Consider the following 13653-nt stretch of genomic DNA (forward strand, 5'->3'; position numbering starts at 1 on the left):
GTAAAGGAGTTCCAGGTTAAAAGCGTAGGCACGATAAGCGAAGCGCCATCGGGCGAAAATAGAGCATATCGGCACAGTATACAGAAAAGTCGCCATCGCCGCGAAAGGACAACGCACAGCATTGAAATTCACTACACTTAACCCCATGCTACTGAGTATGACGCGCCGGGTGGCGGCTGACGCCTTATCCGGCCTACAAATGATGAAACCTGTAGTCCGGATAAGACGCTTCGCATCCGGCGAAAACGCGTGACGCGTTTCGTTCCCCCTTTTTAACCAGGACTGTGCATATGACGAATCCATTACTGACTCCCTTCGACCTGCCGCCGTTTTCCAAAATTCAGCCCGAGCATGTAGTTCCCGCCGTTACTCAGGCGCTGAATGACTGTCGCGAAAATGTGGAACGCGTGGTCGCGCAGGGCGCACCGTACACCTGGGAAAACTTATGCCAGCCGCTGGCAGAAGTGGATGACGTGCTGGGACGTATTTTCTCGCCGGTAAGCCACCTGAACTCGGTGAAAAACAGTCCGGAACTGCGTGAAGCGTATGAACAAACCCTGCCGCTGCTGTCTGAGTACAGCACCTGGGTTGGGCAGCACGAAGGGCTGTACCAGGCCTATCGCGACCTGCGCGACGGCGATCACTACGCCACGCTCTCCACCGCGCAGAAAAAAGCCGTGGATAACGCGCTGCGTGATTTTGAACTCTCTGGTATTGGTTTGCCGAAAGAAAAACAGCAGCGCTACGGTGAAATTGCCACCCGCCTGTCTGAACTCGGTAACCTGTACAGCAACAATGTCCTTGATGCCACGATGGGCTGGACGAAGTTAGTGACGGATGAGGCCACGCTTGCCGGGATGCCGGAAAGCGCGCTGGCAGCAGCCATTGCTCAGGCCGAAGCGAAAGAGCAGGAAGGGTATCTGCTGACGCTGGATATCCCGAGCTATCTGCCGGTGATGACCTACTGCGACAACCAGGCATTGCGTGAAGAGATGTATCGCGCCTATGTGACCCGCGCCTCCGATCAGGGGCCGAATGCGGGCAAATGGGATAACAGCCCGGTGATGGAGGAGATCCTCGCCCTGCGTCATGAGCTGGCGCAACTGCTGGGCTTTGAAAGCTTCGCCTTTAAATCGCTGGCCACCAAAATGGCGGAAAACCCGCAGCAGGTGCTCGATTTCTTAACCGATCTGGCGAAACGCGCCCGTCCGCAGGGTGAGAAAGAGCTGGCGCAACTGCGCGCTTTCGCAAAAGCGGAGTTTGGCGTTGACGAGCTACAGCCGTGGGATATCGCTTACTACAGCGAAAAACAGAAGCAGCATCTGTACAGCATCAGCGACGAGCAGCTGCGCCCATACTTCCCGGAAAACAAAGCGGTTAACGGCCTGTTTGAGGTCGTTCAACGTATTTATGGCATTACCGCGAAAGAGCGTACGGATGTGGACGTGTGGCATCCGGAAGTGCGCTTCTTCGAACTGTATGACGAAAACAACGAACTGCGCGGCAGTTTCTATCTCGACCTGTACGCCCGCGAAAACAAACGCGGCGGGGCATGGATGGATGACTGCGTGGGTCAGATGCGTAAAGCCGACGGCGCGCTGCAAAAACCGGTCGCTTACCTGACCTGTAACTTCAACCGTCCGGTCAACGGCAAACCGGCGCTGTTTACTCACGACGAAGTGATCACGCTGTTCCACGAGTTCGGCCACGGCCTGCATCATATGCTGACCCGCATTGAAACCGCCGGTGTTTCTGGCATCAACGGTGTGCCGTGGGATGCGGTCGAGTTGCCGAGCCAGTTCATGGAAAACTGGTGCTGGGAGCCGGATGCGCTGGCGTTCATCTCCGGTCACTATGAAACTGGCGAACCGTTGCCGAAAGAACTGCTGGATAAAATGCTGGCGGCGAAAAATTACCAGGCGGCACTGTTTATTCTGCGTCAGCTGGAGTTCGGTCTGTTCGACTTCCGCCTGCATGCCGAATTTAGTCCGGAACAGGGGGCGAAAATCCTCGATACGCTGGCAGAAATCAAGAAACAGGTTGCTGTGGTGCCGGGGCCGTCATGGGGTCGTTTCCCGCATGCCTTCAGCCACATCTTTGCCGGGGGTTATGCGGCGGGTTATTACAGCTATCTGTGGGCCGATGTCCTGGCGGCTGATGCCTTCTCCCGCTTCGAAGAAGAGGGGATTTTCAACCGCGATACCGGACAGTCGTTCCTCGACAATATCCTGACCCGTGGGGGTTCTGAAGAGCCGATGGAGCTGTTCAAACGCTTCCGTGGCCGTGAACCGCAGCTGGATGCGATGCTTGAGCATTACGGAATCAAAGGCTAATTTACCCGTCATACTTCAAGCTGCCTCTTCGGCAACTGCACTCATTCACCCTGGTCGCGTACTCATTGTACGTTCCCAGGGATTTATTCCCTTGTTGCCTTGATGCAACTCGAATTATTTAGGGTAAAGCGGAAGTGAAAATCTGCTTAATTGATGAAACGGGCGCCGGAGACGGCGCCTTATCTGTTCTTGCTGCCCGCTGGGGGCTGGAACACGATGAAGATAATTTGATGGCGCTGGCGCTGACCACGGAACATCTGGAGTTGCGTAAGCGCGATGAACCGAAGCTTGGCGGCATTTTCGTGGATTTTGTCGGTGGGGCGATGGCGCACCGCCGCAAATTTGGCGGTGGTCGTGGTGAGGCGGTCGCGAAAGCGGTCGGTATCAAAGGTGATTATTTGCCGGACGTGGTGGATGCCACGGCAGGGCTGGGGCGTGATGCCTTCGTGCTGGCGTCGGTGGGGTGTCGCGTGCGGATGCTGGAACGTAATCCGGTTGTGGCGGCGCTGCTTGATGACGGTCTGGCGCGTGGCTATGCCGACCCGGAAATCGGTCCGTGGCTGCAAGAACGGTTGCAGTTGATCCACGCCTCCAGCCTGACGGCGTTGACTGACATTACTCCGCGCCCGCAGGTTGTGTATCTCGACCCGATGTTTCCGCACAAACAGAAAAGCGCGCTGGTGAAGAAAGAGATGCGGGTGTTTCAGTCACTGGTGGGGCCAGATTTAGACGCCGACGGGCTGCTGGAACCCGCGCGACAGTTGGCGACGAAACGTGTGGTGGTGAAGCGCCCGGACTACGCGCCACCGCTTGCGGATGTCGCCACCCCCAACGCGGTGGTCACCAAAGGGCACCGGTTTGATATTTATGCGGGGACGGCGGAATAGATTTTTCGCCGCCGAACCGATCGCGCCGTTTTCTGTAGGCGGGATAAGGCGCTTGCGCCGCCATCCGGCAATGGTACAAAAATTGCCTGATGGCGCTACGCTTATCAGGCCTGGAGCACCGTGCTCGTTGTAGGCATGATAAGGCGTTGACTTAGCTACACAAACGGCGCGTACGGATCCGCCATCTCAAACGCCACCGCTCTCTCTGCCTTCGGCGGGTAAATCAGCTCGCGGGTAATCGACATCTTCAGCGTCTTGGCTTCTTCGCGCGTCAGTTTCACCTGCTGATCCCAGCCTTCGGTATAGACCGCGCCCCAGGCGCCGAGGTCCAGACAGGTGACATACATCTCCTGACGATACGGCGACGGTTCCGCATTCAGCAAGCTGGCTGCCGCGTTGTTCCCGGCGAATTTCCCCAACAGAATTGCATGCTGACAGGTCATCAGCGCGTGGTTGCCCTTATCATCCGTGGCGGCACAGGCGACGTCGCCGGTGGCGTAGATATCGTCATAGCCTTCCACCTGCAGATTCGCATTCACATGCAGACGGCCCTGACGATCGCGCGGGGCGTTAATCTGCGCCGTCAGGTCGCTTGCCTGAACACCCACGGTCCAGATAACCGTCGAAGAGGCGATTCTCTGTCCCTCTTTCAGCGTCACGCCCGAGGCATCAACCGATTCCACTTCCGCATTCACCAGCCACTCGACGCCCAGTTCGGCGGAGGCGTCGATGATGACATTGCGCAGTTCTTCGCTGTAGCGCGAACCAGGCTGTGGGCCGCGTTCAACTACGACTACTCTGGTCTTAGAATTTGAGCCGAGGATTTCGCGCAGGCGACCCGGCAGTTCCATCGCCATCTCAATACCCGTGAAGCCGCCGCCGCAAACCACGACCGTATTGCGCGCCTCACTTTCTGGTTGACTGGCCAGTGATTTCAGCTGTTTCTCTAAAATGGCGGCGCTTTCCAGTTGATCAAGGTCGAAAGCGTGCGCCTCTACACCCGAGACAAATGAACGGTTTACGTGGCTGCCGCTCGCCAGAATCAGGCGATCATAGTGGTGCTGATGGGTTTCGCCATGAGCATCTTTCCAGCTCACACTGTGTGAGTCAGGATGGATGTTTGATACGGAGCCGCGCAGGAATTTCACACCGGTGATGTCAAACAGCGGCTGTAACGGAGAGACCAGCGTTTCAACGTGATTCTCATAAAAACGTGGACGTACGCGAAGCTCCGGCTGTGGCGCAATCACTGTAATATCAATGGTCTGGTTATCATGTTTGTCTGCCAGACGTGCCGCGCTCAGGGCGGCCCACATGCCCGCAAAACCGGCACCTACGATCAGAATTTGTTTACGCATCGTTCTTTCACTCTGTTAACTCCGATTAATTGACTCGGATTTTATTGGTCGTAGTTTGGAAAAGCAATGCGAAAAGTGATGATGCGGAGTCTTTTGCCTTTATGGTATTGATTAATCGCTGTTTATTTATTAAATCGAGTCTGGCGTGAAGGAACTGTATGGCATGGCGAGGGTGAAATAGCTACAATAACTCAGAATTATTTTTGCTGAGATTAGAGAATGGCATTTTACAGTTCCGGGGTTGAGTACGGCATCCATAGCCTGATGTGTATGGTCGACAGCAAAGGTGATGCCCGCGATATGAGCGTACGGGAAATTGCCGCGCTGCAAAGCGTCCCCTATGACTACCTGGCCAAAATCTTTACGCGTCTGTCAAAGGCCGGACTGGTGCGCAGCATTGAAGGTAAGGGCGGTGGATTCCAACTGGCAAGGCCTGCTGAGCACATCACGGTACTTGATGTGGTCAACGCGATTGATGGTGACAAACGTATTTTTGAATGCCGTGAAATCCGCCAGCGACTGGCCGTGTTTGATGAGCAACCGCCAGAATGGGCGTGCGAGGGTATTTGCGGCGTACGGTCAGTGATGGATATGGCGCAACAGCGGATGGAAGAGGCACTCAGCCAGCATACGATCCTCGACCTTGCGCGCAAAATGTACCGCAAAGCGCCGGAGACGTTTGTGGTTGAAGTTCAGGAGTGGATTGCCGCGCGGAAAAGTTAACCTCAGCCAGCTTAGGCTGACTGAGGTTATTGCCGTTATTTGCTGCTATCCGGCGTATTGATCATCCGGTTCAGCCACGGCACCATAATTGCCATCAGTATCGTTACGGCCATCGTAACCAGCCCGATTTTACTGAACACGCCGGTGTAGATGGGCAGCGTCTGCAACGGATCGGTAATGTTCTCCGGTACGGCAGTGAATGTTGCCACATAACCCCCCATCAGGAACGCTGCAGCCTGCGTCAGGAACCACATCCCGAGGATAAAGCCCATCAGGTGTTGCGGTACCAGCGCGGCAACCATGGCCAGCCCCAGGGCGCTAATCAGCAACTCGCCCAGACTTTGGAACAGATAAACCACCACGATAAACCACGGTGACGTCAGCCCCTGCGCATCGGCAAACCACATCCCCGCCGCCGCCGCGGTCAGAAAGCCCAGCGCACACAGGAACATACCGAGCGTAAATTTCATCGGCATGGTCAGGTCTTTGCCTTTGTTCCCCAGACGTGTGTAGATGGCCGCCAGCACCGGACTGGCGAGCACCACCCAGAACGGGTTCAGCGCCTGGAAGCTGACAGGGTTAATGGTGATACCGAGGATTTCATGGTGTACGTTGTTGATAGCAAAGAAGTTGAGCGAGGTCGGCATCTGTGCGTAAAGAATATAAAACAGCACCGCTTCCAGCATCAGAATAAAGGCGACAAACATCTTGTTGCGCCCGGTTTTATCCAGTTTGAACGCTTCGCGGAAGAAGATAATCGTAACGACAAGCGACAACACGATCAGCACCAGGTTGGCGATTTTGACGTTGTGCATCAGCCAGGCGCACAGGAACACCATCACCACCGTACCAACTAACACACACAGCAGGTTACGCAGACTCAACGGCTTGTGGTCGGGCTCTGAACCGATATCTTTCACCATACCGCGGCAGGCTAAATAGACCAGCAGAGCGATGATCAGACCCGCACCGCACAGGTTGTAGGTGACGGCATAGCCAAATTTTTCGGCAATCACCGGCGCCAGTGACAGCGACAGCAGGGAACCGATGTTAATCGACATATAAAACAGGGTGAATGCGCCATCAAGACGGGCATCCTTCGGTGGATAGCATTTAGATAGCAGGCTTGCCGGGTTCGCCTTAAATAACCCGTTACCGACGGCAATGGTGCCAAGTGCAATAAAGATCAGATCGGGGTTGAGCAGTGACATCCCGGTCATGAAGTAACCCAGCGCCAGGACGATCGCGCCGAGCACCAGCGTACGTTTGGTTCCCAACAGGTGATCGCCAACGTAGCCACCAATAGAAATCAGGCCATAGACCAGTGCGGCAAACGCGCCAAAGGTAATGAACGCCTGTTCCTGAGAGAACCCAAGCTGTTTAACAAAAAAGACCGCCAGGATGCCCTGAACGCCGTAATAGCCAAATCGTTCCCATAATTCTACAAAAAAGATCATGAAGAACGGACGAGGTTGCTGCAGCAAACCCGTAGGTGCAGTTGTATTCATATTCCTTCGCCTTTCAATGCCATCCTGAAAAGTATGAACGCGTATGCTAAAACGCGCCGAAAAAGTCTGACTCTGTTATAGACTGCGGTCATTAACCGGATGGGTAGAGTATTATATTGAGTGATTTCGATCTAACTAGATGATCACACTATTTATGATTTATGGGCTGGAGTGATGTACTAACCATTTAAATAAACAGAAATAAAAACGCCCGCATAAGCGGGCGTAATGATATCGACGATTTATCGGATGAAGCGTCAGACGCTCTCCGGTGCAGAAGTCTTATTCTTCTTCGTCACGCAGTGGAACAATCAGCATGTCAACGTGAACGGTGTTGATTAACTGGCGTGCGGAAGACATCAGCTTGCTCCAGAAGTCCTGGTGGTGGCCGCAGACGACCAGATCCATGTCGTATTTCTTGATAGCATCAACCAGCACCTGACCCAGATCGCCGCTGCCGCTCAGTGTTTCGGTGATTGGGTAGCCCGCATTGCTGGACAGTTCAGTCAGCGCATGGTGGGTTTCTTCAGAAATGCGTTTCTGCATATCGCCGAGATTGACGTCGATTAGCCCGGTGTACAGGTCAGAGTAGTTCACGTCTACGTGGATGAGGGAGACTTTCGCGTTGTAAGGACGCGCCATAGAAACCGCTTTCTCTACCAGAACTTTGCTTTCCGGAGAAAGATCAACCGCGATAAGAATGTGTTTGTAAGCCATAGTGTTACTCCTTCCATAAAGTTGTCGATGACTAGCCAGCTAGCGTTTCTTTGCCGTCGCGTCACCCGCGTCCTGCGAACTATATGCGCGGGGCTAGCCCAGCCGTAAAGATGGATTGTTTAGACTATCATTACATTATAGCGACCAGGATAATCCGTCAATCCGCCTTGGTTGCCAACCAGTTAAACAAATTTTTCTGTTAAATGCATTGATAGTGGTTAACCTTCTGGCAAAAAAATTAACTGATCTCCTACAATATTTAAAGAGCCGTACGGATGCAGAGCATCCCTATCATGGCTTGGTAGGACTTTTTCACTGAACTGTCTGGCAGGGTATCGGGGAGCGGTTGTCCCGGAGAGGAGCTCCGTGGGCGGGTCGCCGGGGAGGTGGTATGATAAGCACCGTCGCACTATTCTGGGCTTTATGTGTCGTTTGCATTGTGAATATGGCGCGTTATTTCTCGTCATTACGTGCACTGTTAGTGGTACTTCGTGGTTGCGATCCATTGCTCTATCAATATGTAGATGGAGGTGGTTTTTTTACCTCGCATGGCCAACCCAACAAGCAAATGCGTCTGGTGTGGTATATCTATGCCCAACGCTATCGGGATCATCACGATGATGAGTTTATTCGCCGTTGTGAACGTGTTCGCGGCCAGTTCATCCTCACCAGCGCATTATGCGGTCTGGTGATTATCAGTATGGTAGGGTTGGTGATTTGGCATTGAGCCATTTGGACGTATCGCACAGGCAAAAAAAAGCGGGCCAGTTTCCTGGACCCGCTTTTTTTACAGACTGCCCGGCTTAGATCAGTTTCAGGGAGAGCCAGTACAGCCCCCCGGAAAGCAGAATTGCCGCAGGCAGCGTAAAGACCCAGGCCATCAGAATACTGGTGACCGTTTTACGCTGCAGACCGCCACCGTCAACGACCATCGTCCCCGCAACAGAGGAAGAGAGTACGTGGGTGGTGGAAACAGGCATACCGGTGTAACTCGCCAGACCGATAGACACAGCGGCAGTCATCTGCGCGGACATCCCTTGCGCATACGTCATGCCTTTCTTACCGATCTTCTCACCGATAGTGGTCGCCACGCGACGCCAGCCGATCATCGTACCAAGACCCAGCGCCAGTGCGACGGCCATGATAATCCAGACCGGTGCGTACTCAATGGTGCTCAGCATATCGGTTTTCAGTTTCTTCAGCAGACGCTTGTCGTCATTGCTTATACCAGGCAGCTTCACCACTTTATCGGTGGTGTCAGAGATACACAGCATAATGCGACGCAACTGACCACGTTGCTCAACGCTTAACTTGTCGTAAGTTTCCAGATTCGCCAGCATGCCTTTCGCGCGATCGAGCGCATTCAGGGTGTTTGCCGGGTGGCAGTGGAACTCCGTCGGTGTCGTTGTCGCAGCTTCCACAGACGGAATCTGCTGATCGACGCCGGTCACTTTTTTCAGCATATCAGGATGCTGCTGGAAGTAAGTTTCGACGTTGTTGATGGCGTCACGGGTACGGGTGATTTCATAGCCGGAAGCGTTCATATTGACCACGAAGCCCGCAGGCGCCACGCCAATCAGAACCAGCATCACCAGACCAATGCCTTTCTGTCCATCATTAGCGCCATGGGAGAATGCGACGCCGATAGCAGACAGAATAAGAGCGATACGCGTCCAGAATGGCGGCTTTTTCTTACCGTCTTTCTTTTCACGTTCCGCTGGGGTCAGGTGAATACGCGCCCGCTTTTTGGTGCCGCTCCAGTAGCGACGTAACAAAAAGATCAGACCGCCAGCAAACACCAGGCCGACAATGGGGGAAATAATCAAAGAACCGAAAATATTGATCACTTTCGGTATGTTAAGTGCATCCACCACCGATGTGCCGGTCATCAAAGCATTGGTTAAACCAATACCAATGATGGCGCCAATCAGTGTGTGAGAACTGGAAGCCGGAAGACCAAAGTACCAGGTACCCAGGTTCCAGATAATTGCCGCCAGAAGCATGGAGAACACCATGGCGAGGCCATGTGAAGAACCCATGTTAAGCAGCAGATCCGTTGGCAACATATGCACAATGGCATACGCTACGCTGAGACCGCCCAGCAAAACACCAAAAAAGTTGAAGACCGCCGCCATGATAACCGCGAGTTGCGAACGCATTGCGCGGGTATAAATCACGGTTGCGACTGCGTTTGCCGTATCATGGAAGCCGTTGATCGCTTCATAGAACAGCACAAAAGCCAGAGCAAGCAATAGTAAAAGCCCGGTATGCAAATCCAGGCCAGCAAACAAATGTAGCATAGGACGTTACGCCATTTTGAGGACATGAACGCGGCGCATTATCAGGGACTTTGGCGACGCGGGCAAAGTGAAATATAGACTTTTTTTGATTTGTCTCCTGAATTGTTTTTCCTCACTAAAGAATTATCTTATATATTTCAAATAAATACTTGTTTTTCACGATCTTGTCGCTGGTACGGTCACTGAGGAAACTTTACAATTCACGCCCAGATTTAAGAGAGGATCGCAAAGTGGAAAGGTTTGATACCGTTATTATAGGCGCTGGCGCGGCGGGTATGTTCTGCGCCGCACAGGCAGGGCAACGGGGTAACCGCGTGTTGCTCATTGATAATGGTAAAAAGCCGGGACGTAAAATCCTCATGTCCGGCGGGGGACGCTGTAACTTTACTAATCTTTATGTGGAACCCGCGGCGTATTTAAGCCAAAACCCTCATTTCTGTAAATCAGCGTTGGCGCGCTATACCCAGTGGGATTTTATCGATCTGGTTGGTAAACACGGAATTGCCTGGCATGAGAAAACGCTCGGTCAGCTTTTCTGCGACGATTCTGCCCAACAAATCGTCGACATGCTGGTGGCGGAATGCGAGAAGGGCGGCGTCACCCTGCGGTTGCGCAGTGAAGTGCTCAGCGTTACCCGTGATGATGAGGGCTACACCCTTGAGCTGAACGGCATGACCGTCAACGCGCCAAACCTGGTGATTGCCAGCGGCGGACTCTCCATGCCGGGCCTGGGGGCAACGCCGTTTGGTTATAAAATTGCCGAGCAGTTTGGCCTGAATGTGCTGCCGACGCGCGCGGGTCTCGTTCCTTTTACATTGCATAAACCGTTGCTGGAACAGCTCCAGGTGCTGTCAGGCGTTTCCGTTGCTTCTGTTATCACGGCGCAGGACGGCACGGTATTTCGTGAAAATCTGCTCTTTACACACCGCGGGCTTTCAGGTCCGGCCGTTTTGCAAATTTCGAGTTTTTGGCAGCCCGGAGAGTTTGTCAGCATTAATTTATTACCTGATATCGATCTGGATGCTTTCCTCAATGAGCAGCGTAGCGCGCACCCGAATCAGAGTCTGAAAAACACTCTGGCGATGCAGTTGCCGAAACGTCTGGTGGAATGTCTGCAAGCGTTAGGGCAAATCCCCGAGATCTCTTTGAAACAGCTCAATGTACGCGACCAACAACTGCTGGTGGAGACGTTAACGGAATGGCGCGTGCAGCCTAACGGCACGGAAGGATACCGTACGGCGGAAGTCACGCTGGGCGGCGTCGATACCAATGAGCTTTCCTCCCGCACGATGGAAGCGCGTAAGGTGCCAGGCCTCTACTTTATCGGCGAAGTGATGGACGTGACCGGCTGGCTGGGCGGGTATAATTTCCAGTGGGCGTGGTCGAGCGCCTGGGCCTGTGCGCAGGATTTGGTGTCTGGGGAGTGAAATCCTCTGCCTGTGCACAATTAGAAGAATATCAGCTTAATGAGTGATACAACGAACTGACCCCGGCGTGCGTTTCTTAACTCCAGGAATGATATGATAAACCAGTTAAAAATCGTACAGAGAGGGGAACGGGAGGCATATGGTTATTCCTGAGGTAAAACAAGAGCGGCTCTATCAAAAGATAGCCAATCTCATCATTAAGCTCATCAATGATGCTATCTTTCCGCCGGGAAGCTTCTTACCGCCCGAACGTGAACTGGCAAAACAACTCGGCGTAAGCCGTGCATCGCTCAGAGAAGCGCTGATTGTGCTGGAGATTTCAGGATGGATCACTATCCAGTCTGGTAACGGCGTCATAGTTGCAGATAAAAAACTTTCCGCCAGCGATTATACGATTGAAGAAATTCTCTATTCCCGTGAGCTGGTTGACAGTCATTGCGCGCGTCTTGCAGCACAAGCTGGGAAAGAAGATTTAATTAGCCAGCTTGAAGCGCTTTATCTCAGCATGGAAAATGCCATTAGCGAAGATAATGTCCATGGCTTTTATTCTCTCGATAAGCAATTCCATCTTGCGGTATCGGAAGCCAGTCAGAACCGCGTGTTGCTTGATATGTCTCGTATGTTATGGGAACAGCGCGTCAACATCCCTTATGCCGGACTGGACAAGCGTTCCGGCAACAGGGATGTATTAACTAGCATGAATAAGCAACATAAAGCGATTGTGGATGCGATCCGTCAGGCTGATGCTGATGCTGCCTATCAAAAATCGCTGGAGCATCTGGCTTATGTCAGACAGATCGTAGGCCTTTGATTAACTGCGATTTAATTACGCAGACTGGCTACCGCTGCACGTGCCCCCATCCTGTGCAATTGCTGACATGCAGCGGTTACGTGTTCTATAAAGTCTGAATTATCGCTCAGATCATGACCAAAAATGGTGTCGATTGCCAGCAGTGCCCGGACGCGTTCTTCAATTGACGGATACTGCTGATAAATAGCCTGATACTGTGCTGCCAGCGGGTCTACTACATCAATCGAGTTACCTTTTTCATCCACACCGCTCACATAGCGCATCCATCCGGCAATGCCCAGCGCCAGGTGGCGATAATTTTCCCCTTTAGCCAGATGTAGCCGAATAGGATCAAGCAAGCGCTGCGGTAATTTCTGGCTACCGTCCATCGCAATTTGCCAGGTTCGGTGCTTTAGTGATGGGTTTGTAAATCGCGCGATCAGTATTTCAGCATAACCGGTCAAATCAGTACCTTCAGGCATCGACAGCGTCGGCGCTTGTTCATCGAGCATCAGTGCCAGCGCGGCGTCGCGGTATGCTGGATTCTGCATAGTATCGGCAATCGTTTCATAACCGCCAAGATAGCCCAGGTATGCCAGGAAAGAGTGGCTACCATTGAGCATGCGCAGTTTCATCATTTCAAACGGTACAACATCTTTCACAAACTGTGCGCCAACCCGGTCCCAGTCCGGGCGACCATTGACAAAATTATCTTCGATAACCCATTGACGGAACTGTTCACAGGCAATGGCACAAGGATCCTCAACGCCAAGCTGGTCGGCGATTTGGGCTAATGTCTCTTCTGTTGCTGCCGGAACGATGCGATCCACCATAGTGCAAGGAAAAGTCACATGACTGGCAATCCACTCAGCTAGCTGCGGATCGCGCGCTATTGCAAGACCCAATACGGCGGTTTTCGCGACGTGACCGTTTTCTCGCACGTTGTCGCAGGACAAAACGGTAAATGCCTTCGATCCCTGTTGGCGGCGTAGCGCAAGGGCTTCGACTATGTAACCAATCGCTGATTTTGGCGACTGCGGATGAGCAATGTCATGCTGGATAAACGGATGATTCAGGTCCAGTTCGCCGCTGGCGGCATCCGTGCAATAACCTTTTTCGGTAATCGTCAGTGAAACAATCGCGGTTTCTGGACGCGCCATCGCACGAATAATGGCATCACAACTGTCAGACTCTGGATGTAGCGCTTCTTTCATCGAGCCAATAATTTTGAGTTCTGTGGTTTGTGCACTACGTTCGGCAACCGTGTACAGCAGATCCTGCGCCTTCAGATTTCTAATCAGTTTTTCATCGTTTCCGGGCATCAGGTTTACTTCGCAGATACCCCAGTCGCTGTCACTGCCCTCCAGCAAATGATGCGTATAGAGTGCCTGGTGTGCACGGTGAAATGCCCCGCAACCAAGATGTACGATACGGGAAACCAGGCGTGAACGGTTCCATTGTGGGCGAGGAACGGAAACCTGAGTGGTGACGATATTTTGTTCCATGACAAACTCCTGTCATTCATGGTCTTCTCTGATAACGCATCATGAAAGACCTGTCCTGACTGAATGTGAAAAACCGCATGGCAAGGGATACCATGCGGTGATGAG

The 13653-nt window shown here is 52.8% G+C and carries 11 protein-coding genes; 6 read left to right on the top strand and 5 right to left on the bottom strand.

Translation table 11 applies throughout. From position 1 onward, the window contains the following. The first annotated feature begins 290 nt into the window (after positions 1 to 290). Together prlC and rsmJ are read left to right on the top strand one after the other, a co-directional pair. Positions 291 to 2333, top strand: a complete 2043-nt coding sequence (gene prlC / locus P2W74_RS00965) for an oligopeptidase A (RefSeq protein ID WP_276293559.1) — start codon at positions 291 to 293, stop codon at positions 2331 to 2333. A gap of 134 nt (positions 2334 to 2467) precedes the next feature. Beyond that, positions 2468 to 3220: a 16S rRNA (guanine(1516)-N(2))-methyltransferase RsmJ gene (rsmJ, locus tag P2W74_RS00970; protein ID WP_203359663.1), complete on the top strand. Its 753-nt coding sequence runs from the start codon at positions 2468 to 2470 to the stop codon at positions 3218 to 3220. 155 nt (positions 3221 to 3375) lie between these two features. Here rsmJ and P2W74_RS00975 read toward each other — a convergent pair whose 3' ends face one another. After that, positions 3376 to 4578: an NAD(P)/FAD-dependent oxidoreductase gene (locus tag P2W74_RS00975; RefSeq protein WP_276293560.1), complete on the bottom strand. Its 1203-nt coding sequence runs from the start codon at positions 4576 to 4578 to the stop codon at positions 3376 to 3378. 219 nt (positions 4579 to 4797) lie between these two features. On the opposite strand from P2W74_RS00975, the gene P2W74_RS00980 reads away from it, so the two are divergent. After that, on the top strand, positions 4798 to 5301 hold the full coding sequence (locus P2W74_RS00980; protein ID WP_276293561.1) for an RrF2 family transcriptional regulator: 504 nt from the start codon (positions 4798 to 4800) through the stop codon (positions 5299 to 5301). 35 nt (positions 5302 to 5336) lie between these two features. Here P2W74_RS00980 and dtpB read toward each other — a convergent pair whose 3' ends face one another. Continuing rightward, the gene (gene dtpB / locus P2W74_RS00985) at positions 5337 to 6809 is read right to left on the bottom strand and encodes a dipeptide/tripeptide permease DtpB (protein ID WP_276293562.1); all 1473 of its coding nucleotides are present in this window, start codon (positions 6807 to 6809) and stop codon (positions 5337 to 5339) included. 282 nt (positions 6810 to 7091) lie between these two features. Beyond that, entirely contained in the window at positions 7092 to 7526 is a 435-nt protein-coding gene (uspA, locus tag P2W74_RS00990; protein WP_125400568.1) for a universal stress protein UspA, read from the bottom strand. 391 nt (positions 7527 to 7917) lie between these two features. On the opposite strand from uspA, the gene uspB reads away from it, so the two are divergent. Next, a complete protein-coding gene (gene uspB / locus P2W74_RS00995) occupies positions 7918 to 8253 on the top strand; it encodes a universal stress protein UspB (RefSeq protein ID WP_162383686.1) in 336 nt (111 codons plus the stop codon). Positions 8254 to 8329: 76 nt separating this feature from the next. Here uspB and pitA read toward each other — a convergent pair whose 3' ends face one another. Beyond that, positions 8330 to 9826 carry an inorganic phosphate transporter PitA gene (gene pitA / locus P2W74_RS01000; protein WP_276293563.1) on the bottom strand — a complete coding sequence of 499 codons (1497 nt, stop codon included), beginning with the start codon at positions 9824 to 9826 and terminating at the stop codon, positions 8330 to 8332. A 230-nt stretch (positions 9827 to 10056) separates the two neighbouring features. On the opposite strand from pitA, the gene P2W74_RS01005 reads away from it, so the two are divergent. Next, positions 10057 to 11253 (top strand): BaiN/RdsA family NAD(P)/FAD-dependent oxidoreductase, encoded by a 1197-nt coding sequence (locus P2W74_RS01005; RefSeq protein WP_276293564.1) that lies wholly within the window; start codon positions 10057 to 10059, stop codon positions 11251 to 11253. A 139-nt stretch (positions 11254 to 11392) separates the two neighbouring features. Further along, the gene (locus P2W74_RS01010) at positions 11393 to 12064 is read left to right on the top strand and encodes a FadR/GntR family transcriptional regulator (protein ID WP_276293565.1); all 672 of its coding nucleotides are present in this window, start codon (positions 11393 to 11395) and stop codon (positions 12062 to 12064) included. Between the two features lie 11 nt (positions 12065 to 12075). On the opposite strand, the gene P2W74_RS01015 is transcribed toward P2W74_RS01010, so the two are convergent. Further along, positions 12076 to 13548 carry a fructuronate reductase gene (locus P2W74_RS01015; protein WP_276293566.1) on the bottom strand — a complete coding sequence of 491 codons (1473 nt, stop codon included), beginning with the start codon at positions 13546 to 13548 and terminating at the stop codon, positions 12076 to 12078. Positions 13549 to 13653: the final 105 nt, after the last annotated feature.

The sequence above is a fragment of the Citrobacter enshiensis genome, assembly GCF_029338175.1.
Lineage (GTDB): Bacteria > Pseudomonadota > Gammaproteobacteria > Enterobacterales > Enterobacteriaceae > Citrobacter_D > Citrobacter_D enshiensis.

Bases quoted from the DNA above. Each gene is read 5' to 3' on its own strand.
- prlC (WP_276293559.1), top strand. From the start codon at position 291: ATGACGAATCCATTACTGACTCCCTTCGACCTGCCGCCGTTTTCCAAA.
- P2W74_RS00975 (WP_276293560.1), bottom strand. From the start codon at position 4,578: ATGCGTAAACAAATTCTGATCGTAGGTGCCGGTTTTGCGGGCATGTGG.
- P2W74_RS00980 (WP_276293561.1), top strand. From the start codon at position 4,798: ATGGCATTTTACAGTTCCGGGGTTGAGTACGGCATCCATAGCCTGATG.
- dtpB (WP_276293562.1), bottom strand. From the start codon at position 6,809: ATGAATACAACTGCACCTACGGGTTTGCTGCAGCAACCTCGTCCGTTC.
- uspA (WP_125400568.1), bottom strand. From the start codon at position 7,526: ATGGCTTACAAACACATTCTTATCGCGGTTGATCTTTCTCCGGAAAGC.
- uspB (WP_162383686.1), top strand. From the start codon at position 7,918: ATGATAAGCACCGTCGCACTATTCTGGGCTTTATGTGTCGTTTGCATT.
- pitA (WP_276293563.1), bottom strand. From the start codon at position 9,826: ATGCTACATTTGTTTGCTGGCCTGGATTTGCATACCGGGCTTTTACTA.
- P2W74_RS01010 (WP_276293565.1), top strand. From the start codon at position 11,393: ATGGTTATTCCTGAGGTAAAACAAGAGCGGCTCTATCAAAAGATAGCC.
- P2W74_RS01015 (WP_276293566.1), bottom strand. From the start codon at position 13,548: ATGGAACAAAATATCGTCACCACTCAGGTTTCCGTTCCTCGCCCACAA.